Source organism: Bacillus massiliigorillae (assembly GCF_000380245.2).
Taxonomy (GTDB): domain Bacteria; phylum Bacillota; class Bacilli; order Bacillales; family DSM-1321; genus Bacillus_AD; species Bacillus_AD massiliigorillae.
Genome location: NZ_HG428741.1, coordinates 159,642 through 183,741 on the forward strand (window position 1 = coordinate 159,642; position 24,100 = coordinate 183,741).

Sequence of the window (24,100 nt, forward strand, 5' to 3'; positions counted from 1 at the left end):
TTTTTATTATATAGTTTAGTCTTGCTTTTGTGTTCTCACGACTAATACGTCACAAGGTGCATAACGAGTGATATGTTCAGACACACTACCGATAAGGAAACGTTCTACAGCATTTAACCCTGTTGCACCACATACGATTAAATCGATTTGATTGTTTTTCGCAAGCTCTTTTGGAATTTTTACTTTTGGAGAGCCGTACTCGACTTCAATATGTACTTTATTTACACCTGCTTGCTCAGCTTGTTGTTTGTATTCTTCTAGAAGTTCCTTCGCATAAGATTCAGAACGTTCAGCCATTGTTCTATCATATGCTTCAATTGTGGCGAAATTTCTAGTATCGATTACATGGGCAATTACTAAATCTGCGTCATTTCGTTTTGCAACTTCGATTGCTTTTTGGAAAGACCATTCAGCTTCTTTTGAACCATCAACTGCTACAAGAATTTTTTTGTAAGTTAAACTCATAAGTAATCCCTCCTAATAATTATATTATAACAAATATTGTAACACTAATTTTGTGGACATTTATTGAAATATAAACAATTTTTTGAATAAATAAAGGTTTAAAAATTTGAAAATGTGGAAGGAGAGCTGAAATCTGTGAAAAAGAATAAGAAGAATGTATTTATTTATGACGAAAAAGGTATTGAAGATACAACGAAACAAATCATGGATTCTTATTGTAGTGGAGGATCATGTGATGAAAAAAAGAAAAATGTAAAAAAAGAACGATAGAAGTTTGAAAATAATGTTAGCAATAAAAGAACAAAACGACTTCTATGTTTAAAGGGAAGTCGTTTTGTTTTTCGATATAATTATTTAATGATTTGCAGTGTTTTCGGGAACTTTGTTAAGATTTCACAGCCATTAGCTGTAACATAGATGTCATCTTCAATACGTACACCTGCAACGTTTGGTACATAAATTCCTGGTTCAATTGTGTAAACCATTCCTTCTTGTAACGGTAATGCGTTTGTTTCCGTTAATGAAGGATATTCATGTACGCTAATTCCTAGACCGTGTCCAAGACGGTGAGGGAAGTATTCACCATAGCCTTTGTCAGCTATATATTTACGCGCAGCAAGATCGATTTCAGAGCATAATGCACCTGGTTTACTTGCTTCAATGGCAGCTAGTTGTGCCTGTAGAACTGTATCATAAATTTCTTTTTGTTTGTCGTTAATATCGCCGTAAGCTACAGTTCTAGTAATATCAGAGCAATATCCCTCGTACACAACACCTAAGTCAAATAAAACAAGATCGCCTTTTTGAATCTTTGTATTTCCAGGTACACCATGAGGTGAAGCGGCATTTGTTCCTGTTAGAACCATCGTTGAGAATGCCATTTCGTTTATACCTTTTTTCTTTAATTCATATTCAATGGCAGCAAGAACATCCATTTCTGTTTTGCCTTCTTGAATTTCGTTCACGCCTACTTGTACAGCAAAATCAGCTAGTCGACATGCTTCACGAATAATTGCTAATTCTTGCTCATCTTTGATCATACGAAGCTGACGTAATTTTTCTTCTGCAGAAACCAGAGTAGGTGACGAGAAGTTTGTCATAATATGTTCGTAACGTTCTACATTCATATGTTCTTTTTCGATGGCAACTGTTTTAATATGTACATTTCTTTTTTCTACGGCTGATTTAATCATTTCCCACGGATTTTCAATATCTGTATAGCCAATAATTTCGAAGTTCCAGCCAGTTTTCTTAGCATCTTCTACTTCCATCTTAGGACAGATTAGGATTGGATCAGCATTTGGGAAAACGGCAAGTGATAGTAGTCTTTCGTGGGGGTCGCTATAGAAACCGCTTAAATGAAAAACATTTTCTGTTGAAGTAATAAAAGCAGCTGAAATATCTTTTTGTTGCAACCAATTTTTGAAAAGCTCTAATCTATTGTTCATGGGCTTTCCTCCTAAAAAAATAATCTATATTTGAGATTAACAGTATAAAAGGTGAATTGCAAACGGTTATAATATTTATAAAATGGATATATATCCATTTTATGTTTTTGTAGAAAGGGGATTACTTTAATAATGAAAGTATCGTTTCATGGACATTCAGTTGTAAAAGTAGAAACCGGAGATAAAACTATTCTTTTTGATCCATTTATTACGGGGAATAGTGAAACAGACTTACGAGTAAGTGATGTTAAACCAGATGTGATTATTCTGACACATGGGCATGATGATCATGTAGGAGATACGATTACATTAGCAAAAGAACATAATTCACTTGTAATAGCCAACTTTGAAATTGCTACAATACTTGGATGGCAAGGTGTAGAGAATACACATGGCATGAGTATTGGTGGAGCTCATGATTTTGATTTTGGTAGGGTAAAGCTAACGCCAGCTTTTCATGGTTCTGGGATGACGATTGATGGGCAAATGGTTTATGGAGGACAACCTGCTGGTATTCTTCTAACAATAGAAGGAAAGACGATTTATCATGTAGGAGACACTGCATTGTATTCAGATATGAAGTTAATTGGTCAACGTCATCCAATTGATCTTGCATTTGTTCCGATTGGAGATAACTTTACAATGGGGCCTGAAGATGCGGCTTTAGCTGTAGAGTTTTTAAATCCAAAGCAAGTGGTACCAATTCACTATAATACGTTCCCGGTTATTGGACAAGATCCGCAAAAGTTTATTGAATTATTGCCGAAAGGCGTTGGACTAGTGCTACAACCTGGTGAAGCTATAGATTTATAAAAGACGGCTGTCTCAAAAGTGATTGCAAATCACTTTTGAGACGCCTTTTTACGCTTTATTAGCTCTTCACTGGAGATTACGTGAACTTCCTAAACCTGATAAACTTGTTAGAGTATCTATGTTTGGCGCTTTTTGTACATATAACAAAATATAGGTGATAGAACTTATCATACGTCTTCATTTTCACTTCTTCTTTGAACCGAGTTTGCATACATTAGTAGTAATAAGCATGAGGGAAAGGAGAAGTACTATGCGTGAAAGATTGCTTTTTTGTTTATTAGTGATAGGTATGATGTTGTACTATGCTATTCCTAAGTTGAATTTTTTTGGTACTTTAGAAGAACGCCTATTTGCTATTTCTTGGTTGCTCTTAGCTTTCCTTGCTGTGGGGGGGAATATGGCAGCTGTTTTATTTACGCCAAATAGAAAACGTGCTCGTAAAATGAGAAAAAGACAATTAGAAAAGAAAAGAGTGCACGATTATGAATAGTATAATTGTGTATAAGGGCTCTTTACCTATATAATATAGAAAAAGGCAATTTGTAAAGGGTGAAGAGCTTTGGCTACAAAGCATGAACAGATATTAAAATACATAGATGACCTTCCTGTTGGCGAAAAGATTTCCGTGCGCCAAATTGCAAAAGAACTAACTGTCAGTGAAGGGACAGCTTATAGAGCAATAAAAGACGCTGAGAATAAAGGCTATGTTAGTACAATTGAGCGAGTAGGGACAATTCGAATTGAACGTAAGAAGAAAGAAAATATTGAAAAACTTACTTATGCAGAAGTTGTAAATATTGTAGATGGACAAGTTTTAGGTGGACGTGCAGGGCTACATAAAACATTGAATAAATTTGTCATAGGTGCCATGAAACTTGAGGCGATGATGCGCTATACAGGCGCAGGAAATTTACTAATCATCGGGAATCGTACACAAGCGCATGAGCTTGCCTTACGAGCAGGTGCCGCGGTTTTGATTACCGGTGGTTTTGATACGGATGAACAAGTAAAGAAGATAGCTGACGAATTGCAACTTCCGATTATTTCTAGTAGCTATGATACTTTTACAGTAGCTACGATGATTAATCGTGCCATTTACGATCAGTTGATTAAGAAAGAAATTTTACTGGTTGAAGATATTTTGACTCCTGTAGATGCGACAGCTCTTATTACATCTGGTGATACGGTAGCGAAATGGTTTGAATTGAATCAAGAAACAACCCATAGTCGTTTCCCAGTAGTAGATGAGCATAATAAAGTTATTGGTATGGTTACGTCTAAAGATATAATGGGTTCAAATCATGATTTGCCGATTGAAAAAGTAATGACAAAGCATCCGATGACTGTAAGTGGTAAAACGAGCGTAGCTTCATCTGCTCATATGATGGTATGGGAAGGCATTGAAATGCTTCCGGTAGTCGATAATCATCAAAATCTACAAGGGATTATTAGTCGTCAAGATGTTTTAAAAGCATTGCAAATGATTCAAAGGCAGCCACAAGTGGGTGAAACAATTGATGATGTAATTGCTACACAACTAGTGGCGATTGGCGGAAAAGGAAAAGGCGAAGAGGTTTATCGTTGTGAAGTTACTCCGCAAATGACCAATTATTTAGGTACGATTTCTTACGGGGTATTTACTACCATTGTGACGGAGGCGGCGAATAGAGTTCTTCGTTCATTTAAGAGAGGCGACTTAGTAGTTGAGAATATGACGATTTACTTTATCAAACCCGTACAGATTGATAGTCAATTAGAGATTGTTCCTAAGGTACTAGAAGTAGGTAGGAAGTTTGGGAAAGTTGATATTGAAGTCTTTAATGAAGGTAAGTTAGTTGGCAAGACAATGATGATGTGTCAACTATTAGATCGTAGTTAAAGGTTTTGTGTAGATAAAACTGGTATATAAATGACTAAAAACGTGGGGCGTGCAATAGTGATAGTTGATTACTACTGCACAGCCCCCTTTTTGAATTTTATTTATTACTTGCTTCCTCAATGGCGAGTGGTAAAAAGAATTTATAGGCTTTACTTCCAGACCATAAGCTTAATCCACCTATGATAATAAAAATGGTAGCTACAATATATGTAGTAGTAGTTTGAAAGATAAATAATTGGTTTATGCCGAAAAGAGCAACGAATGCTCCTAAAGCCATAGAAGATTTAGCTGATAACCATTTTCGTTCCATAGGCCATTTTGTACGAAAGTATTTTGTTTTATAAAAAACATAAAAAGCTAATGCTATAATAATTAATATGACCAAAACAGGCATTGTAAAATCCTCCAGTTATAATCTTATACATGCTTATTGTAACTAGAAATGGATAAAAATGCTACAATTATGGAAAAACATTCATTTTATTGAAAGTACAAACACTAGATAATGTACGAATGATTTGAAAGGGGATTCTTTATGAAAGCGGAAATACTAGAAATAATTAAGAGATATGAAACGATTATTCTTCATCGTCATGTTCGACCAGATCCTGATGCTTATGGTTCTCAATGTGGTTTAGCGGAAATCTTGAAAGCGTCTTTTCCAGAGAAGAAGATTTATGTTGTCGGGCAGGAAGAGGAGTCATTACACTTTCTGAAGCGCTTAGATACGATTGATGATGAAGTATACGCGGGAGCGCTAGCAATTATTTGTGATACGGCAAATGCAGAAAGAATTTGTGATCAACGATATAAGCTAGCTGATAAAATTATTAAAATAGATCATCATCCAAATGATGATCAGTATGGTGATGTTCTTTGGGTTGATACAACTGCAAGTTCAACAAGTGAAATGATTTATGATTTCTATTTAGAGGGTAAAGACCAAGGATTAATTATTAACGATGCTGCTGCTCGTTTATTATATGCTGGTATTGTTGGAGATACAGGAAGATTTTTATATCCAAGTACAACGGAAAAAACGTTTAAGTATGCTGGGGAATTAATCCACTATAATTTCTCTAGAACTGAGTTATACAACGGCATGTACGATTTGGATGAAAATGTAGTTCGCCTAAATGGTTATGTCATGCAAAATTTTGAAGTGTTGCCATCTGGAGCAGCAAAATTGGTGCTGCCTAAAGAAATATTAGAAAAATACAATGCCAAGCCATCTCAAGCATCTTTATTAGTAAGTAATTTAGGAAGTGTGAAGGGGATTAAAGCTTGGGTATTCTTTATTGATGAAGGTGATACAATTCGAGTACGCCTTCGTTCAAAGGGACCAATCATTAATACGGTTGCTAAGAAATTTAATGGCGGAGGTCATCCGATGGCTTCAGGAGCTTCGGTTTCAACATGGGAAGAAGCGGAGCAAGTAGTAGCTGAACTGGATAAGGTATGCCAGGATTATACGAAATAGATTGGAATAATTACTTGCCACACTCGATTGAAAACGAGTGTGGTTTTTTTATCTAGCTCCAGCGCCCATCTCCTTACGATAAGTCAACATTGAATCGCTTATTGTCTCTTCGTGTTTCCTTTATCTCATTCGATGGGCTCCAGTCTCCATACGGAGCAGAACGGTCGCTTCCGCTTTTCTTCATGTCCAACCTTACACCTGCTATGCTCAGAAATAAGACAATCTGTTTTGAAAACCAAGAGCAGGTTTTCAAGAACAGATTGTCTTATTTCTGCCGCATAGCTCTTTTTTGATTGGGAGTATATCAAGAAGCATAAACATCAATCAAAAAAGACCGGTGACGGTCTTTCTGATTGTCTAGCTCCAGCGCCCAGCTCCATATGTGCTTCGCCAACCTCCCTACGATAAGTTAACATCGAATCGCCTAACGTCTCTTTGTGTTTCCTTTATCTCAGTCGGCGGGCTCCAGCACATACTGAGCTAAATGGGTCGATTCCGCATTTCTTAATATCGTTTTACATGTACTTCGATATATAATTTCGTGTAAAATAAAATTTCTTTAACTTCGAACGTATATTTTTTATCGTTGATTTCAACGATTTTGTTTTCAATCGTTTTCTTGAGTAGTAGTTTACCTTTATAGACAGTTTCAATATCTTTTGTTATTAACGAGTTTAAATCTTTGCGAATTTCTTCTTGAGCTTCTACAATGGATAATAAGTTTAGCTTGTAACTATTTCCATTCGTAATCGCTACTTGAACCTCTTGGATTGTTAGTTTTTTTTCTGCTTCGTCGTTTTTCGCTGCATATTCTTTTTCCCAGATGGCATTTTTTGTTTTTAACTCCTCGATTTCTGTTTTTTGTGCTTCAATAAGCATAATCTGCTTTTCTTGCATAACACCATGCATATAAAAATATAAAATCCAACTGATAATTGCGCCAATCGCTATACCTGCTATAAAGCGTTGCCAGCCTCTTCTAGAGGTAAGTGTGGGCGGTTTCATGATGAAATATGTCCTTGAGTAATCCAGCTAATAATAACAGATCCTGTATGTGCTCCAGAAAAAGCTGATATAATCCATAGTATTTGCTTAATAATATCTCTTGTTTCACCATTTAGTAATCCTCTCTCTAAGCTATAAACCGTATCGAAAGTGCCACCGATTGCGGCAATGATGGCCCATATGCGTATACTTTCTGATAGATCTCTCACCACTGTAATAGGGGGTTGGTTCGTAAAGAATGCTGAAACACCACCTATTAATGAGCCTCCTAGAATTACACCTAAAGCAATGAAAAAACTGTTCAAAAAAACAGGGAAAAAAGCTTCATTCATGACGATCACCCTTTAGCCTTTGGTAGATGTAATGCAGAGCTTGTACGATATTCTTTCTTCAACTATGTATATGATGAACGCTGTTTTTGTATGCTTGTTACCTTATACAGAACATATTTTCTTTTTGGAAGAAAAATCACTATAATAAAGCTTATATAAAGTGAGGCTTTGCTCAAAGGGGTACGATTTATTGCCCGCTGAGCATTAGTTAAACTATTCAGGTTCGTACTGGATATTTCCGCTTTGTATCGGGAATATTGTACCAGTTTGAAGGAGCCAATTGAGCTAGTCAGGAGGGAAGCGTATGGATTTTGTGCATCTTCACGTTCAGTCGTCTTATAGTTTGCTTGCAAGTACAGTTAAAATTGAAGAATTAGTACAACGAGCAAAAATTGATAAAATGCACAGCCTTGCACTTACGGATCGAAATGTGATGTATGGAGTCATTCCTTTTTATAAAGCATGTAAAAAGAACGGAATAAAACCGATAATTGGTATGTTAACAGATGTGTTACATGAAGAAGAGCCTTTTCCTCTTCTTTTACTCGCAAAAAATCAAAAAGGTTATTCTAATCTTTTAAAAATAAGCAGTAGTATACAAACAAAGTCTAAACAAGGCTTACCTTTAAGGTGGTTAAAGGGTTATCGTGAAGGAATAATTGCGATATCACCAGGTAGTGAGGGCATTATTGAAACACATATAAGAGAAGGCAACAAAGACCAAGCTGTGAGCGCATTACAGACGTTTAAAGAAATATTTGGTTCTGACTCTTTTTATTTATCATTGCAAAATATGAATCAATTTGATGAAGAAATCGCTCTACAACAAATCATTCAATTTGCTAATGAAACAGAAACAGAAGTGGTCGCGACTAATCCTGTTATGTATATGGAAGAAAGTGATGGGCTGGCTTATGATGTATTACGAGCGTTAGAGATTGGTGTGAAATTGTCAGAAGAAGAAACGAAATCAAAACGTGAACATTATTTTAAGAGTATCACTGAGATGAATGAAGCATTTCAAAAGTATCCTCAATCATTACAAAATAGCGTGCAAATTGCAGAAAAATGTAATGTGATGATTGAGTTTCACAGAAGATTGCTTCCTAAATACCCAACGGATCAACCCGCAAATGAATTGCTTAAGCAATTATGCTTGGAAGGTTTCAAGCTGAGATATCCAAATGCTTCAACCTCATACCAAAAGAGGCTTCAATATGAATTATCCGTTATTAATAAAATGAATTTCAGTGATTATTTCTTAATCGTATGGGATTTTATGAAGTTTGCTAGACAGCAAAAAATATTAACTGGTCCAGGACGTGGGTCAGCAGCAGGCTCAATGGTTGCTTACGTATTGCAAATTACAGATATCGACCCGATGAAGCATAATCTTCTATTCGAACGATTTTTAAATCCTGAACGAATTTCTATGCCAGATATTGATATAGATTTCTCGGATATCCGAAGAGATGAAGTGATTGCGTATGTAGCGAAGAAATATGGGGATGTTCATGTTGCACAAATTATTACGTTTGGTACATTTGCAACGAAAGCGTCATTACGAGATACAGGAAGAGTATTCGGGTTAAACAGTAAAGAGTTAGATGCTCTCTCGAAAATGGTTCCTCATCGGTTAGGGATTACTATTGAGGAAGCACTCCAAGAATCTCATACGTTGAAAAGATTCTATGAAGAAAATGAAATGAATAAAAAGCTGATTGATACTGCTATGAAAATAGAAGGGTTACCACGACATACTTCTACCCATGCAGCGGGAGTGATCATATCTGATGTACCTTTAACAGAAATTATTGCTATTCAAGAAGGACATAATGATGTTCATTTAACTCAGTTTCCAATGGAGTCGTTGGAAGAGCTTGGACTCTTGAAAATGGATTTTCTTGGTTTGCGAAACTTGACCTTAATGGAAAGAGTGCTAACTTCCATTAGAAAGCGAACCGGAAAGTCATTCGACATTAAGAGTATTCCAATGGATGATCCTCAAACATTTCAAATGCTTGGAAAAGGTGAAACAACTGGAATTTTCCAGTTTGAATCGGAAGGTATGCAAAATGTACTCATACAGTTAAAGCCTGAACAATTTACAGATCTTGTAGCTGTTAATGCTTTATATCGTCCTGGTCCGATGGAAAATATTCCAACTTATATTCGAAGAAGGCATGGCGAAGAAAAAATAACATATTTACATCAAGATTTACAGAGTATTTTGCAAAATACGTATGGTATCATTGTTTATCAAGAGCAAATAATGCAAATTGCCTCAAAATTTGCTGGTTTTTCATTAGGTCAAGCGGACTTATTGCGACGAGCTGTATCGAAGAAGAAAGGGGATGTCTTAGAAGAGCAAAGGTATTATTTCGTACAGGGAAGTTTAAAGCAAGGATATCCACAAGACATAGCAGAGCAAATTTACGATTATATTGTGAAGTTTGCTAATTACGGCTTTAACTTGAGTCATGCTGCAGCCTACAGTTATATTGCTTATCAGCTAGCTTATTTAAAAGCTCATTATCCACAATTCTTTATGGCATCCTTGATGAGTAGTGCAATCGGAAATGATAGTAAAATCGCACAGTACGCTAGAGAATTTAAAAAAATGGACCTTTTATTACTAGTTCCTTCTATTAATAAGAGTGAATACGCTTTCATTTCCGAGGTTGATGGAATTCGCTATAGTTTAGCGGCTATTAAAGGTGTCGGTGGAACGGCTGTTCGAGATATATTGCAGGCACGAAGAGACAAGAAATTTAGTGATCTTTTTGACTTTTGTATGCGTGTTTCTTCAAAAGCGGTGAATCGTAAAGTTCTTGAGGCTTTAATCCACGCGGGTGCTTTTGATGAATGGGGAGAGGATCGTGCAACGTTATTAGCAAGTCTAGATGTTGCGTTGGATCATGCTGATTTAGTGGCTGGAGATGGTGCGGGCTTGGACCTGTTTTTAGATTCAGAATTTAATTTAAAACCAAAGTATGTAGAAGTGGAGCCCATGCCAATAGAGACTAAATTATTGTTTGAGAAAGAAGTTTTAGGACTTTATTTGTCAGATCATCCAGTAGCTACATACAGTTATTTGTTCAATTACTTCGGTGCTCAAATGTTGTCGCAAGTAAAGCGTGGGAAAGAATCTAAATATGCGGTCGGAGTCTATATAACAGAGGAAAAAACCATCCGTACAAAAAAAGGAGAGGTTATGGCTTTTTTAACAATTACAGATGAAATTGATGAGATGGAAGCAGTTGTATTTCCGCTTGTTTATAAAAAATATGCTCAGCTCATACAAAAGAACCATATTGTAATGATGCATGGGGCAGTAGAGTCACGAAATGGTAAGCAACAATTTGTTGTTCAAGACGTATTTTCTGTAGAGTATCTACAAGAAATGAAAGAAACTACTGTAGAGACACTTTATATAAAAGTAGTAGCTAGCAAACATACAAAAGAGCATTTATTAGCTATAAAAAATACGTTGAAGAAATATAAAGGTTCTACAAGAGTGATGTTATATTTTGAAAAAGAAAATAGAACAATGTTACTATCGATGTGGGATTGGGTTAAACCAGCAGATTCTTTAATAATGCAGCTAAATAGACTAATAGGGGAAAAAAATGTCATAATGAAAAAGATTTAATCTTTACATCTTTTGAAGATATGTTATAGTGAAATATATTGAAACGTGGTCTGACCACTTAATGGTTTCTATAAGGATGGTATAGATTTGGTTTCCCTTTTGTAAATAATAAGGAGTGAGATTCAATGACTTTAAGAGAACAGGCTTTACATATACACAGTATAAACAAAGGCAAATTAGAAACAGTTTCAAAAGTTCCAGTAAGAAATGCAGAAGATTTAAGCTTAGCTTATTCACCAGGGGTAGCAGAGCCTTGTAAAGAAATTTACGATAAGCCTGAAACGGTGTATGAGTACACGATGAAAGGGAATACTGTAGCAGTAGTATCTGATGGAACAGCAGTTCTAGGATTAGGGAATATAGGTCCTGAAGCAGCTTTACCAGTAATGGAAGGTAAAGCTGTGTTATTTAAAAGCTTTGCTGGTGTTGATGCATTCCCAATTTGTTTAAGTTCAACAGATATCGATAAGATTGTTGAAACAGTTAAATTGTTAGAGCCGAATTTTGGTGGCGTAAACTTAGAAGATATCGCAGCGCCTAACTGCTTTGCGATTGAAGAACGTTTAAAGAAGGAAACAAATATTCCAGTTTTTCATGATGATCAACATGGGACTGCAATTGTAACAGTTGCTGGCTTATTGAATGCTTTAAAACTTGCAGGTAAATCACTATCAGAAGTGAAAATTGTCGCTAATGGTGCAGGAGCTGCAGGTATTGCTATTATCAAATTATTATTCACGTATGGTGTACGTGATGTTATTATGTGCGATTCTAAAGGGGCTATTTATGAGGGTCGCAAAGAAGGTATGAACGAAATAAAAGAAAAAATTTCAAAGATTACTAATCGTAATAAATTGACTGGTAGTCTAAGTGAAGTAATAAAGGGTGCTGATGTTTTTATTGGTGTATCAGTAGCAGGTGGATTAACACCAGATAACGTTCGTAGCATGAATGATAATCCAATTATTTTTGCTATGGCGAATCCAACTCCTGAAATTATGCCAAATGAAGCAAAAGAAGCTGGTGCACTTGTTGTTGGGACAGGAAGATCTGATTTCCCTAACCAAGTAAATAATGTATTAGCGTTCCCAGGTATTTTCCGTGGAGCTCTTGACGTTCGAGCAACGCATATTAATGAAAAAATGAAGATGGCCGCTGTAGAAGCAATTGCTAGTTTGGTAAATCCAGATGAATTAAGTACGGATTATGTCATTCCGGGACCTTTTGACCCTCGTGTTGCACCAGAAGTTGCAGCTGCGGTTGCGAAAGCAGCTATGGAAACAGGTGTGGCAAGAATTAAGGTGGACCCACAAGATGTAAAAGCGAAAACAGCGGAACTCGCAATTATTGGAAAGTAGTGAAATTTGAGTGGGAAAAACTTGTAAATCCTCTTCTAAAGTATATTTAGACATCGTAGAACAACTGAAAAATATGATAGAAGAAGACGGTCTTCGACCAGGAGATAAAATACCGTCTGAACGAGAATTATCAGAGCGTCTGCAAGCAGGACGCTCTTCTGTTAGGGAAGCTTTGCGTGCATTGGAACTTCTCGGTTTGATTGAAACGAAAAGAGGAGAAGGGACTTTTGTAAAAGACTTTCAAGATCATAAGCTAGTAGAAATATTAGGTGGATTCTTTTTAAAAGAAGATAAAACAAAAGAGAAGCTAACAGAGACAAAACATTGTATTGAATTGAACTGTTTGCAGCTTGCTATTAAGGATGCTTCAAACAGTGAAATTGAATCAATCATTCAATGGGTGAGCAATCATGAATTTGATGATTTCGATTTTTTTCAACAAATAGCTTCCGTACATGACAATCGTCTTATGGCACGAATTTGGATGGCACTTGGAAGCTATGAGAAATCAGTTTCTCCTACCACTCAAGTTACTACAAAAGAACCTTATTTATTGTTGCTGAAAAATATTAAACAACGTAACGAACAAAAAGTTGTACACATATATGTTAATGATTTAAGAAATATGTCGAGAAGTGATTGACATATTTTTGCAATTTTCTCCGAATGTTTCCTGTAAAATATAGGACATGCGTAATGCTATAGTAAGTTGATTTACAACAAAAGGGGGAATCCTCTTGTTTAAAGAGCTATTTTCGAAGCCGAAAAATAAGAAAAAGAAATATGCCACAATTCCTTCTGAACGAAGTCTACAAGATGTTCCGGAAGGGATTATGACAAAGTGTCCAGAATGTAAAAAAATCATGTATACAAAAGACTTAGCCAAAAATGAAAAGGTTTGTTCACATTGTGGATATCACCATCGACTAAATGCTTACGAAAGAATAGAGTGTACGTTGGATCATGGTACGTTTGTTGAATATGATGCTGATTTAATATCTGATAATCCTCTTCAATTCCCTGATTACGAAAAGAAACTAGAAGGTGATCGTAAGAAGACGAAGATGAACGAAGCTATTGTAACTGGTGAGGGTGCAATAGAAGGTATTAATGTTGTTATTGCTGTAATGGATGCTAATTTCCGTATGGCCAGCATGGGTTCTGTTGTTGGTGAGAAAATTACACGTGCAGTTGAGCAGGCGCGCTCGAAAAAAGTACCGTTTATTATTTTTACAGCTTCTGGTGGAGCGAGAATGCAAGAAGGTATATTGAGCTTAATGCAAATGGCTAAAACAAGTGTGGCGCTTAAGCATTTCAGTGATGAGGGTGGTTTATTCATTTCTGTAATGACACATCCGACGACAGGAGGAGTGTCTGCAAGTTTTGCTTCTCTAGGAGACTATAACTTTGCAGAGCCACAAGCGTTAATTGGATTTGCTGGCAGAAGTGTCATTGAGCAAACCATCGGTGAGAAGCTTCCTGAAGATTTTCAAACTGCTGAATTTGTTTTAAAACATGGTCAGCTAGATGCTGTGATTCCACGCTTGGAAATGAAAGGGAAATTAGCGTTTGTTCTGAAAATACATCAGCCAGGTGGTGAATTACAATGGTTGGAGAACTAGAATTCGAGCGTCCAGTAATGGATTTGCGTAGAAAAATAGACGAACTAAAAAAGATTACACAAGAAGCAGATGTAGATTTATCTTTTGAAATTGAGAAACTGGAGAAAAGACTAGAAAAGCTTGAAAATGATGTTTATGCAAATATCAAGCCGTGGGACCGTGTCCAAATTGCTAGATTTCCCTCTAGACCTACAACCCTTGAATATATCTCTCATTTGTTTACAGATTTCTTTGAATGCCATGGTGATCGCTGCTTTAGTGATGACGCAGCTATTGTTGGGGGAGTAGCTTTCTATAGAGGGTTGCCAGTAACAGTGATAGGTCATCAACGTGGGCGTGATACAAAGGAAAATATTCGTAGAAATTTTGGTATGCCACATCCTGAAGGATATCGTAAAGCACTTCGTTTAATGAAGCAAGCTGAGAAATTTAACCGACCAATTATATGTTTTATTGATACAAAAGGTGCGTATCCAGGGAAAGCTGCTGAAGAGCGAGGACAGAGTGAAGCAATCGCAAGAAATTTATTTGAGATGGCTAGCTTAAATGTACCCATTATTACAATGGTAATTGGAGAAGGCGGTAGTGGTGGAGCACTTGCATTAGGTGTTGGTGACCGTATTATTATGCTTGAAAACTCCATTTACTCGGTTATTACGCCAGAAGGTGCTGCCACAATTCTATGGAAAGATGCTAGTCTTTCTAAGAAAGCTGCAGAAAGTATGAAAATAACAGCGCCAGATATTAAGAGTGTGGGCGTTGCAGATAAAGTGGTCAAGGAAGTTAAAGGCGGAGCTCATCGCAATGTAGAAGAACAGGCAGCGTTGATTGATGAAGTACTTTACTCAAACTTAATGGAATTATTACAAAAAGAACAGGCAGAATTAATACAAGAAAGATATGATAAATTTAGAAATATTGGACAGTTCTCTGTTTCTAAGCCTTATTCTGAGGTGAAATAATAAAGTTTGTTCAACGCTCTAAATATGCCAAATCCCACAGAAAATTTTAAAATTTCTGTGGGATTTATTGTTGTAATCTGTGATTTTTCCCATTAGTGATTGTATTGATAATATTTTGAAAAAACGCACTCTGGTTACGCTTACAGTGGGAATCTAGACATTTATTACAAATATAATTAAAAAATAATGAACAGTAGAATTAAGAAAATTTAAATATTGTTAATTCATTCACATACAGGGTTTACGAAAAGCGAAAAGTCATTTAGAATGTATAGCTAGTAAGAGAATGTACCTTATTAGTAAAAGATTCTCTCGCTTAAGTAAGGAATTTTTTAAAGAGCTTTCATAAATTTTCGTTATGTGACAAATGATAAATTTGATTAGTATCATGTTTTTTGTCATTACGAAGATAGGATGATTGGAATAGTTCAAGTCATACATAGCAAAATCACATGATTTACATTTTGTCCATTTATTCCTAAAAAAGTTGAATAAATTACAGAGGTGAAGATTTTGAAAAGAATAGGTGTTTTAACAAGTGGTGGAGATGCACCAGGAATGAACGCAGCCGTACGTGCTGTTGTACGTAAAGCAATCTACCATAACATAGAAGTATATGGTATTTATCAAGGATATCAAGGCTTAATGAATGGATCAATTAAGAAACTAGAGCTTGGCTCTGTTGGTGATATCGTTCAACGCGGTGGGACAATGCTTTTCTCTGCACGTTGTTTGGAATTTAAAACAAAAGAAGGACAACTGCAAGGAATTGAGCAATTAAAGAAACATGGCATTGATGGATTAGTTGTAATTGGTGGAGATGGTTCTTACATGGGTGCTAAAGCACTTACAGAACATGGCTTCCCATGCATCGGTGTTCCTGGAACAATTGATAACGATATTCCTGGAACTGAATTTACAATTGGATTCGATACGGCTTTAAATACAGTAATTGACGCTATTGATAAAATTCGTGATACTGCAACATCTCACGAAAGAACATATGTAGTTGAAGTAATGGGTAGAAACGCTGGAGATATCGCATTGTGGGCAGGTCTTGCAGGTGGTGCAGAAAGTATTCTAATTCCAGAAGCGGACTATGATATTAACGATATCGTTCAAAAACTACAAAGAGGTCACGAGCGTGGTAAGAAGCACAGCATTATCATCGTAGCTGAAGGTGTAGGAAGCGGCGTTGAAATCGGTAAGCAAATCGAAGAAATGACGAATTTAGATACGCGTGTAACAGTTCTTGGACACGTGCAACGTGGTGGTTCTCCGACAGCTGTAGACCGTGTACTAGCTAGCCGTCTTGGAGCATATGCGGTTGAATTGCTTCTTGAAGGTAAAGGTGGACGTGCTGTTGGTATTGAGAAGAATCAATTAGTTGATTATGATATTATTGAAGCATTAGCAAGAAAACACCAAATTAATATGGATATGTACAAATTATCACAAGAATTATCTATTTAATTTTAGTGCAAGATATTTTTTTACAACATTAAAGGAGGCTATTTAGCCAAATGCGCAAAACGAAAATTGTATGTACGATTGGTCCTGCAAGTGAATCATTTGAAAAACTTTGTGACTTAATGGAAGCTGGCATGAATGTATGTCGTTTAAACTTCTCACACGGAAGTCACGAAGAACATGCTGCTAGAATTAAAACAATTCGCGAAGCTTCTAAACACACAGGAAAGCAAGTTGCAATCCTTTTAGATACTAAAGGTCCTGAAATCCGTACGAATGATATGGAAAATGGTGCAGTTGAATTAAAAACTGGTGCGAACATCATCATTTCTACAAAAGAAGTATTAGGAACAGCTGAAAAATTCTCTATTACTTATCCAGAATTAATTAATGATGTAACAGTAGGTTCAAGAATCCTATTAGATGATGGATTAGTTGGTCTTGAAGTTACGAAACTAGATAAAGAAAACGGCGAAATTCATACAGTAGTATTGAATGACGGAACTTTAAAAAATAAAAAAGGTGTTAACGTTCCAGGCGTATCTGTTAACTTACCAGGTATTACTGAAAAAGATACTCAAGATATTCTTTTCGGTATCGAACAAAACGTTGACTTTGTAGCTGCATCTTTCGTACGTCGTGCTTCTGATGTATTAGAATGCCGTGAGTTACTTGATAACAATGGTGGTAAACACATCAACATTATTCCAAAAATCGAGAACCAAGAAGGCGTAGATAACATTGACGATATTCTTGAAGTTTCTCAAGGTTTAATGGTTGCTCGTGGAGATTTAGGTGTAGAAATTCCAGCTGAAGAAGTACCATTAGTACAAAAACAATTAATTAAAAAATGTAACGCTCTTGGAAAGCCAGTTATTACAGCTACTCAAATGCTTGATTCAATGCAACGTAACCCACGTCCAACTCGTGCAGAAGCTTCTGACGTTGCGAATGCAATCTTTGATGGCACTGACGCAATTATGCTATCTGGTGAAACAGCTGCAGGTTCTTACCCAGTTGAAGCTGTTCAAACAATGCACAATATCGCATCACGCGCTGAATCAGCATTAAACCATAAAGAATTACTTTCTAAGCGTAGTAAAGATAGCGAGCACAATATTACTGATGCAATTGGACAATCGGTTGCTCATACAACATTAAACCTTAATGCAAGTGCAATCATTACTCCAACTGAAAGTGGTCATACAGCTCGTATGATTTCACGTTACAGACCACAAGCACCAATCGTTGCAATCACTTCTAACGATCAAGTTGTTCGTCGCTTAGCGTTAGTTTGGGGTGTAACAGCTATGGTTGGTCCTAAAACAAATTCTACGGATGAAATGTTAGAAAATGCTGTTCAACAAAGTGTAAACTCAGGTCTTGTTCAATACGGTGACCTTGTAGTAATTACTGCTGGTGTGCCAGTTGCTGAAACAGGTACTACTAACATGATGAAGATTCACATGATCGGTAAAACACTTCTTAAAGCTCAAGGTATTGGTAGAAAGAAAGCTACTGGTAAAGTAGTTATTGCTAAAAATGCTGCTGAAGCTAATGCTAAAGTTGAAGAAGGCTGTGTTCTTGTAACAATCGGTTCTGATAAAGAAATGATGCCTGCAATCGAAAAATGTGCAGCACTTATTACAGTTGAAGGTGGATTAACTAGCCATGCGGCTGTTGTTGGTGTTAACCTTGGAATTCCTGTAATTGTTGGTGCTGATGATGCACTAACAGTTCTTGAAGAAGGACAAATTGTAACAATCGATGCTCAACGTGGTATTATCAACGACGGTAAATCAAGCATCCTTTAATAGTAAAAATAAAAAAAGAAGGCATTTTTGCCTTCTTTTTTTAAAATAAATATATTAGGAAGAAATTCATATGCAATTATTGCACACTTTTCTTTCATAGATAAAATCTTTGACAGTGTATAATTAATAATGTGCAGGGGGTGTATGAATATGAGATTGTTTTTATTATTACTAATTGTTGTTCCTGCTCTCGAAATCGGCGTATTGATTTGGTCTGGAAAAACATTTGGTTTAATACCGACTATTTTGTTAATTATTGCGACTGGTATTGGTGGAGCTTATCTTGCAAAGTATCAAGGATTAATGACTGTAAAAAAAGTTCAAGAACAGTTAAGTAGAGGGATTATGCCGGGGGAAGAAATGATTGATGGTGTTTGTGTTCTTGTAGGTGGTTGTTTCTTATTAGCCCCAGGTTTTTTATCTGATTTATTTGGTTTTCTGTTACTTTTGCCTCCTACTCGTAAAATGATAAAGCCTGGTTTGAAGAAAATGTTTACAAAATGGATTGATAGAAATACAGTTACAATTATTAGATAATCAGGAGGCTGTCTTGTAAGTGAATTGTATTCACCTACAAGGCGCCTTTTATGTTTTTCAGTCCTGTTTTAAATGAAACTTGTTATTCTTTTAATTAAAGTTTTCTTTTCCCTTAATAAACATCCAAATATCTTTGAATACATTACTTCTATGTAATGTATTGATTATGACAAGGACAACTGGTCCCGCAATTAATCCAAAGAAACCAATGAGTTTAAAGCCAGCAAATAGTGCAACGAGTGTTGCAAGTGGATCTAGTCCGATACTAGATGATAGAACTTTAGGCTCCATCACTTGTCTTTGGATAATCACAATGATGTAAAGAATTCCAAGACCGATTGCTAGACTTATATTACCGACTATTATTTCATAGATAATCCAAGGAACAAACACAGTACCTGTCCCTAAATAAGGTATTATATCTACGATTCCTGTAACAAATGCTATTGTGATAGCATAGTCAACTCTCAGTATTAATAAACCAATTAATACAATGAGGGTTGTAAATGAAATGAGTGTAAATTGTGCTTTGATAAAGCCAAACAATGCTTTCTTTAAATCAGAAAACACAGTACCTGTGCTTTCTTTTATTTTTTTGGGAACAAGTCGTTGCACATAACCTTGGAATCGATACCAATCATTACTTATAAAAAAAGTAGCTAATGTGGAGAAAATAAGAACAGATGCAGCATTAGGAAACCAACTGATAAAGACGGGGATTTTTTGAAAAAAATCTTGAATGAAGTCTCCTACAGTTTTTGCGATTGTTTTTCCTGCATTTTGAATATTTTCAATGATGGATTGTTGTTGTCCAGAGCCTAAGTCATTAAACATAGATGTAACTTTTTCATAAAGTGGTAAGATAGTCTGCTCGAAAAAATCTTCACCAAATGATACTAAAAGATTGAGTTGTTTAGGGATGTTGTTACTTAAGTAATTTGCTCCCGATACAATTTCAGCAATGAGTAATGTAATGATGCCAGCAAATAAAGAAACAATTGCTATTAATGTAATGATGACAGCTATTGAACGTGGTATTTTGGTTTTATTCTGTAGGATGTTAACGATGGGATTAATCATAAATGCAATAGCAAACCCAATTATGAAAGGGTATGTATATTTAGCGGTATAAACAAATGTTAGAGCGCAGACAGTCGTGATGGCGACAACGATAAATAATCGAACAAATCTATAAATGTAAACTGGATTCACTTTAAACCTGCCTCCTTATTGAAATAATACGTATCATACATATACGTAATATTGATTTACCTAGTTTCATATATTGGTTAATAAACCAAATATTAGTTATTAACATTTATATATAAAATTATATAGAAAAAGTTTACAAATGATTAGATAAGTAAAATGTTTTTAGTTGCTTCTATAGTTGTAACTTTAGAAAAGGATGATATTTTTGACATCTTCGTTATTATTTTTATTACTATTGCTCATAGTGGGGATTTTTGCGAAAAATAGTTCACTAATAGTTGCTGTGGGATTTCTGCTTATTATAAAGGTTATGGGGTTAGGAGATAAAATATTTCCGATTCTGCAAACAAAAGGTATAAATATTGGAATTACCATAATTACTATTGCTGTCTTAGTTCCGATTGCTACAGGTGCAATTGGATTTAAGGAATTAGGAGAAGCTTTAAAATCGCCATACGCATGGATTGCTTTAGCTTCAGGTATTGCTGTTGCTATCATTGCAAAGAATGGTGTAACACTTTTAGCATCTGATCCACATATAACCGCTGCTTTAGTGTTTGGAACAGTCCTTGCGGTTGCCCTTTTTAATGGTGTTGCAGTAGGACCGTTAATTGGAGCAGGTATAGCTTATATAGCAATGAGGTTTTTTGATTTATTTCAATAATGCTAAATTGCATTGCGCTACCTACAATTGCATACTTGATGAATAATTATTATATAACAAAAAAACATTGTTATATTACAATTGCGTTTTTTTGAAGTGTTATCTATCTGTTGAGGAAGGATAGCACTTCTTTTTTTATTGGATTATCAAGGTGTATATGGAATTTTATATTTATTGAGTGTAAATATTTGATTGATTGTCTATTATTTTGTTATAGTGTTTAAAAAGCATATATTTTTCAAAAAAATTATTAAATTTGAATAATTTATGAGCTTTTAATTTCCAAATACCTATTTTTTGTTTATAATGAGATATGAAAGCGGAATCTTTTTAACTGTTATTAATTTTTTGAATATTATTTCTTGTTGACAAAAAGGTGAACTTTTATTTTAGGTTGAACATTCGTTCAGTTTACTATGTTTTTAAACATATAAAATAGGGAAAGTCATTAGAGAATAGCATAATAACAAAATTGAAGAGGTTTCGTATTTTTTTTGTTCGGAAGTAAATTACTTCCGGGTATTTTGTACATAATTGGACAGATTCTTATCCATTATTGGTCCATTATGTCATACTGGCATATTTATTTTTTTATGGGTAAAAGGGGAATTAATAGAAAAGGAGAGATTCTGTATGACAGTAACTAGAGGGCTCGAGGGGATTGTTGCTACAACTTCATCAATTAGTTCAATTATTGATGATACGCTAACATATGCTGGCTATAATATTGATGATTTAGCGGTTAATGCATCATTTGAGGAAGTAATCTATTTATTATGGCACCGTAGATTGCCAAACGAAGTAGAGTTACAAGAATTGACGCTTCAATTAGCTAATAATATGGCATTGCCGAAAGAAGTTTTAGCACATTTCAAAATGTATGATATTAAAAACGTACATCCAATGGCAGCTTTACGTTCAGCAATTTCTTTATTAGGACTTTATGACGATGAAGCTGAAGTAATGGAAACATCAGCTAATTACCGTAAAGCAATTCGTCTTCAAGCAAAAATTCCAGCTGTTGTAACTGCTTTTTCAAGAATTAGAAAAGGTTTAGAACCTGTTTCACCACGTAAGGATTTAAGTTTTGCAGCTAATTTTTTATATATGTTAAGTGGAAAAGAGCCATCCCCTGTAGAGATAGAAGCTTTCAATAAAGCTCTTGTGCTTCATGCGGATCATGAATTGAACGCTTCAACTTTCACTGCACGTGTTTGTGTGGCTACTTTATCTGATGTATATTCAGGAGTAACTGCTGCGATTGGAGCTTTAAAAGGACCTCTTCATGGTGGTGCTAACGAAGCTGTAATGAAAATGCTTACTGAAATTGGATCTTTAGAAAATGTAGAACCATATATTACAAACAAACTAGATAATAAAGAAAAAATTATGGGATTTGGACATCGTGTGTATAGAAATGGTGACCCACGTGCAAAACACCTTAAAGAAATGTCGAAAAAGCTTACTGCTTTAACTGGTCAATCAGAATATTATGAAATGTCGGTTAAAGTTGAGGAGCTTGTTACTGCTAAGAAGCCGTTACCACCAAACGTAGATTTCTATTCAGCATCAGTTTATCATAGCTTAGGTATTGATCATGATTTATTTACACCTATATTTGCTGTAAGTCGTACTTCTGGTTGGTTAGCGCATATTCTTGAGCAATATGAAAATAACCGTTTAATTCGTCCTCGTGCGGAGTATACAGGTCCAGGAATGCAAACTTACGTACCAATTAACGAAAGATAAACTATATTATTCTCAATTAAATGTGTATAATAGTTTGTGAATTCTTAATAGTTAGAAAGGTTAGGGGGTCTCTTTCCTAGGAATCTTCTAACCTTCGATATAGCAAATTGGAGGGAATATAATGAGTCAGGGAGCAAAAATCACAGTTGAAAATGGTGCTTTACAAGTACCAAACAATCCAATTATCCCATTTATCGAGGGTGACGGAATTGGTCCAGATATTTGGGCAGCAGCATCACGTGTATTAGATGCAGCAGTAGAAAAAGCATACAATGGAGAAAGAAAAATTGAGTGGAAAGAAGTACTTGCTGGTGAAAAAGCATTCAATCAAACAGGTGAATGGTTACCACAAGAAACTCTAGATGCAATTAATGAGTACTTAATTGCTATTAAAGGGCCTCTTACAACTCCAATCGGTGGCGGTATTCGTTCATTGAACGTTGCACTACGTCAGCAATTGGACTTATTCGTATGCTTACGTCCAGTTCGTTATTTCGAAGGAGTACCATCACCAGTTAAACGTCCAGAAGACACTGATATGGTAATCTTCCGTGAAAATACTGAAGATATTTATGCTGGCATCGAATATGCACAAGGATCAGATGAAGTTAAAAAATTAATCAACTTCCTACAAACTGAATTTGGCGTAAACAAAATCCGTTTCCCTGAAACTTCAGGTATCGGTATTAAGCCAGTTTCTAAAGAAGGTACAGAGCGTCTTGTTCGTGCTGCGCTTAACTATGCAATTAAAGAAGGACGTAAATCTCTTACACTAGTTCATAAAGGTAACATCATGAAATTCACTGAGGGTGCTTTCAAGAACTGGGGTTACGATGTAGCTGAAAAAGAATTTGGTGACAAAGTATTCACTTGGAACCAATATGATCGTATTAAAGAAGAGCAAGGTTCAGACGCTGCTAACAAAGCACAAGCTGAAGCTGAAGCTGCTGGTAAAATCATCGTAAAAGATTCTATTGCTGATATCTTCTTACAACAAATTTTAACTCGTCCAAAAGAGTTCGATGTTGTTGCAACAATGAACTTAAATGGTGACTACATTTCTGATGCACTTGCTGCACAAGTTGGTGGTATCGGTATCGCACCAGGAGCTAACATCAACTATGAAACTGGACATGCTATCTTTGAGGCAACTCATGGTACAGCGCCTAAATATGCTGGTCTTGATAAAGTAAACCCATCTTCAGTTCTATTATCTGGTGTGTTATTACTTGAACACCTTGGATGGAATGAAGCTGCTAAATTAATCATCGAATCTGTTGAAAAAACTATCGAATCAAAAGTAGTAACATATGACTTCGCTCGTCTAATGGATGGTGCTACTGAAGTTAAGTGTTCTGAATTCGGTGAAGAGTTAATTAAGAACTTTAAATAAGTTATTAGTTGGTTTATCTGATCTTCACACGTAGTATATAGTCACAAAAAGGGATCATCTCTCAGAAGAAATGTAATTTAATTTCTTTTGAGAGATGTTTTGTGTTTATTTCAAAAAAATTGAAGTTTGAAACTTGATTTATTCTGATAATATCTCTAAAATTTAGATGTGAAAAGAGCATATGTATTGTATTTACAATAATGGTAAAAAGAGATTTTATTAGGAATAATCTCTTTTTCTTGTCT

General features: G+C 35.6%; 22 protein-coding genes. 16 read left to right on the top strand and 6 right to left on the bottom strand.

Annotation, left to right across the window (positions count from 1 at the left end):
• Positions 1-15: 15 nt before the first annotated feature.
• Complete coding sequence (locus TX86_RS00750) at positions 16-465, bottom strand: universal stress protein (protein ID WP_042345358.1); 450 nt, start codon at positions 463-465, stop codon at positions 16-18.
• 135 nt (positions 466-600) lie between these two features.
• Between TX86_RS00750 and TX86_RS27365 the strand changes: the two genes are divergently transcribed.
• Positions 601-735 (top strand): hypothetical protein, encoded by a 135-nt coding sequence (locus TX86_RS27365; protein WP_268258238.1) that lies wholly within the window; start codon positions 601-603, stop codon positions 733-735.
• A gap of 80 nt (positions 736-815) precedes the next feature.
• On the opposite strand, the gene TX86_RS00755 is transcribed toward TX86_RS27365, so the two are convergent.
• On the bottom strand, positions 816-1,913 hold the full coding sequence (locus tag TX86_RS00755; protein ID WP_042345360.1) for a M24 family metallopeptidase: 1,098 nt from the start codon (positions 1,911-1,913) through the stop codon (positions 816-818).
• A 132-nt stretch (positions 1,914-2,045) separates the two neighbouring features.
• On the opposite strand from TX86_RS00755, the gene TX86_RS00760 reads away from it, so the two are divergent.
• From TX86_RS00760 to TX86_RS00770, 3 genes are all read left to right on the top strand, one after another.
• Positions 2,046-2,726: a metal-dependent hydrolase gene (locus TX86_RS00760; protein WP_042345361.1), complete on the top strand. Its 681-nt coding sequence runs from the start codon at positions 2,046-2,048 to the stop codon at positions 2,724-2,726.
• Positions 2,727-2,976: 250 nt separating this feature from the next.
• Complete coding sequence (locus tag TX86_RS00765; protein ID WP_042345362.1) at positions 2,977-3,216, top strand: hypothetical protein; 240 nt, start codon at positions 2,977-2,979, stop codon at positions 3,214-3,216.
• A 69-nt stretch (positions 3,217-3,285) separates the two neighbouring features.
• Positions 3,286-4,605 (top strand): CBS domain-containing protein, encoded by a 1,320-nt coding sequence (locus TX86_RS00770; protein WP_042345364.1) that lies wholly within the window; start codon positions 3,286-3,288, stop codon positions 4,603-4,605.
• Between the two features lie 97 nt (positions 4,606-4,702).
• Here TX86_RS00770 and TX86_RS00775 read toward each other — a convergent pair whose 3' ends face one another.
• Positions 4,703-4,999: a YtpI family protein gene (locus TX86_RS00775; RefSeq protein ID WP_042345365.1), complete on the bottom strand. Its 297-nt coding sequence runs from the start codon at positions 4,997-4,999 to the stop codon at positions 4,703-4,705.
• Positions 5,000-5,140: 141 nt separating this feature from the next.
• Between TX86_RS00775 and TX86_RS00780 the strand changes: the two genes are divergently transcribed.
• Positions 5,141-6,085: a DHH family phosphoesterase gene (locus TX86_RS00780; RefSeq protein WP_042345367.1), complete on the top strand. Its 945-nt coding sequence runs from the start codon at positions 5,141-5,143 to the stop codon at positions 6,083-6,085.
• 504 nt (positions 6,086-6,589) lie between these two features.
• On the opposite strand, the gene ytrI is transcribed toward TX86_RS00780, so the two are convergent.
• Both ytrI and ytrH read right to left on the bottom strand, forming a co-directional pair.
• Positions 6,590-7,090, bottom strand: a complete 501-nt coding sequence (gene ytrI / locus TX86_RS00785) for a sporulation membrane protein YtrI (RefSeq protein WP_042345369.1) — start codon at positions 7,088-7,090, stop codon at positions 6,590-6,592.
• Complete coding sequence (ytrH, locus tag TX86_RS00790; RefSeq protein WP_042345370.1) at positions 7,087-7,422, bottom strand: sporulation membrane protein YtrH; 336 nt, start codon at positions 7,420-7,422, stop codon at positions 7,087-7,089. Before ytrH ends, ytrI begins: the two co-directional genes overlap by 4 nt.
• Positions 7,423-7,726: 304 nt before the next feature.
• Between ytrH and dnaE the strand changes: the two genes are divergently transcribed.
• The 8 genes from dnaE to TX86_RS00830 all read left to right on the top strand — a co-directional run bounded on the left by dnaE (position 7,727) and on the right by TX86_RS00830 (position 18,837).
• Positions 7,727-11,074 (top strand): DNA polymerase III subunit alpha, encoded by a 3,348-nt coding sequence (gene dnaE / locus TX86_RS00795; protein WP_042345373.1) that lies wholly within the window; start codon positions 7,727-7,729, stop codon positions 11,072-11,074.
• A 125-nt stretch (positions 11,075-11,199) separates the two neighbouring features.
• Complete coding sequence (ystJ, locus tag TX86_RS00800) at positions 11,200-12,432, top strand: NADP-dependent malic enzyme (protein ID WP_042345375.1); 1,233 nt, start codon at positions 11,200-11,202, stop codon at positions 12,430-12,432.
• A 10-nt stretch (positions 12,433-12,442) separates the two neighbouring features.
• Positions 12,443-13,075, top strand: coding sequence for a FadR/GntR family transcriptional regulator (locus TX86_RS00805; protein WP_081707517.1), 633 nt, complete (start codon positions 12,443-12,445; stop codon positions 13,073-13,075).
• A 94-nt stretch (positions 13,076-13,169) separates the two neighbouring features.
• Positions 13,170-14,054: an acetyl-CoA carboxylase, carboxyltransferase subunit beta gene (gene accD / locus TX86_RS00810; RefSeq protein WP_042345377.1), complete on the top strand. Its 885-nt coding sequence runs from the start codon at positions 13,170-13,172 to the stop codon at positions 14,052-14,054.
• Positions 14,039-15,016 (top strand): acetyl-CoA carboxylase carboxyl transferase subunit alpha, encoded by a 978-nt coding sequence (gene accA, locus TX86_RS00815; RefSeq protein WP_042345379.1) that lies wholly within the window; start codon positions 14,039-14,041, stop codon positions 15,014-15,016. The genes accD and accA overlap by 16 nt, the downstream gene beginning before the upstream one ends.
• Positions 15,017-15,529: 513 nt before the next feature.
• Positions 15,530-16,489, top strand: a complete 960-nt coding sequence (gene pfkA, locus TX86_RS00820; protein WP_042345381.1) for a 6-phosphofructokinase — start codon at positions 15,530-15,532, stop codon at positions 16,487-16,489.
• 50 nt (positions 16,490-16,539) lie between these two features.
• Positions 16,540-18,300: a pyruvate kinase gene (gene pyk, locus TX86_RS00825; RefSeq protein ID WP_042345383.1), complete on the top strand. Its 1,761-nt coding sequence runs from the start codon at positions 16,540-16,542 to the stop codon at positions 18,298-18,300.
• A 150-nt stretch (positions 18,301-18,450) separates the two neighbouring features.
• Positions 18,451-18,837: an FxsA family protein gene (locus TX86_RS00830; protein WP_042345384.1), complete on the top strand. Its 387-nt coding sequence runs from the start codon at positions 18,451-18,453 to the stop codon at positions 18,835-18,837.
• A 90-nt stretch (positions 18,838-18,927) separates the two neighbouring features.
• On the opposite strand, the gene ytvI is transcribed toward TX86_RS00830, so the two are convergent.
• Positions 18,928-20,049, bottom strand: a complete 1,122-nt coding sequence (gene ytvI / locus TX86_RS00835; protein WP_042345385.1) for a sporulation integral membrane protein YtvI — start codon at positions 20,047-20,049, stop codon at positions 18,928-18,930.
• Positions 20,050-20,245: 196 nt separating this feature from the next.
• On the opposite strand from ytvI, the gene TX86_RS00840 reads away from it, so the two are divergent.
• The 3 genes from TX86_RS00840 (at position 20,246) to icd (ending at position 23,855) form a co-directional block, all read left to right on the top strand.
• Positions 20,246-20,713, top strand: coding sequence for a DUF441 domain-containing protein (locus TX86_RS00840; RefSeq protein WP_042345387.1), 468 nt, complete (start codon positions 20,246-20,248; stop codon positions 20,711-20,713).
• Positions 20,714-21,346: 633 nt separating this feature from the next.
• Positions 21,347-22,462: a citrate synthase gene (gene citZ / locus TX86_RS00845; protein WP_042345390.1), complete on the top strand. Its 1,116-nt coding sequence runs from the start codon at positions 21,347-21,349 to the stop codon at positions 22,460-22,462.
• A 121-nt stretch (positions 22,463-22,583) separates the two neighbouring features.
• A complete protein-coding gene (gene icd / locus TX86_RS00850) occupies positions 22,584-23,855 on the top strand; it encodes an NADP-dependent isocitrate dehydrogenase (RefSeq protein ID WP_042345392.1) in 1,272 nt (423 codons plus the stop codon).
• The last annotated feature ends 245 nt before the right edge of the window (positions 23,856-24,100 follow it).

Bases quoted from the DNA above. Each gene is read 5' to 3' on its own strand.
- TX86_RS00750 (WP_042345358.1), bottom strand. From the start codon at position 465: ATGAGTTTAACTTACAAAAAAATTCTTGTAGCAGTTGATGGTTCAAAA.
- TX86_RS00755 (WP_042345360.1), bottom strand. From the start codon at position 1,913: ATGAACAATAGATTAGAGCTTTTCAAAAATTGGTTGCAACAAAAAGAT.
- TX86_RS00760 (WP_042345361.1), top strand. From the start codon at position 2,046: ATGAAAGTATCGTTTCATGGACATTCAGTTGTAAAAGTAGAAACCGGA.
- TX86_RS00765 (WP_042345362.1), top strand. From the start codon at position 2,977: ATGCGTGAAAGATTGCTTTTTTGTTTATTAGTGATAGGTATGATGTTG.
- TX86_RS00775 (WP_042345365.1), bottom strand. From the start codon at position 4,999: ATGCCTGTTTTGGTCATATTAATTATTATAGCATTAGCTTTTTATGTT.
- TX86_RS00780 (WP_042345367.1), top strand. From the start codon at position 5,141: ATGAAAGCGGAAATACTAGAAATAATTAAGAGATATGAAACGATTATT.
- ytrI (WP_042345369.1), bottom strand. From the start codon at position 7,090: ATGAAACCGCCCACACTTACCTCTAGAAGAGGCTGGCAACGCTTTATA.
- ytrH (WP_042345370.1), bottom strand. From the start codon at position 7,422: ATGAATGAAGCTTTTTTCCCTGTTTTTTTGAACAGTTTTTTCATTGCT.
- dnaE (WP_042345373.1), top strand. From the start codon at position 7,727: ATGGATTTTGTGCATCTTCACGTTCAGTCGTCTTATAGTTTGCTTGCA.
- ystJ (WP_042345375.1), top strand. From the start codon at position 11,200: ATGACTTTAAGAGAACAGGCTTTACATATACACAGTATAAACAAAGGC.
- accA (WP_042345379.1), top strand. From the start codon at position 14,039: ATGGTTGGAGAACTAGAATTCGAGCGTCCAGTAATGGATTTGCGTAGA.
- pyk (WP_042345383.1), top strand. From the start codon at position 16,540: ATGCGCAAAACGAAAATTGTATGTACGATTGGTCCTGCAAGTGAATCA.
- TX86_RS00830 (WP_042345384.1), top strand. From the start codon at position 18,451: ATGAGATTGTTTTTATTATTACTAATTGTTGTTCCTGCTCTCGAAATC.
- TX86_RS00840 (WP_042345387.1), top strand. From the start codon at position 20,246: ATGATATTTTTGACATCTTCGTTATTATTTTTATTACTATTGCTCATA.
- citZ (WP_042345390.1), top strand. From the start codon at position 21,347: ATGACAGTAACTAGAGGGCTCGAGGGGATTGTTGCTACAACTTCATCA.
- icd (WP_042345392.1), top strand. From the start codon at position 22,584: ATGAGTCAGGGAGCAAAAATCACAGTTGAAAATGGTGCTTTACAAGTA.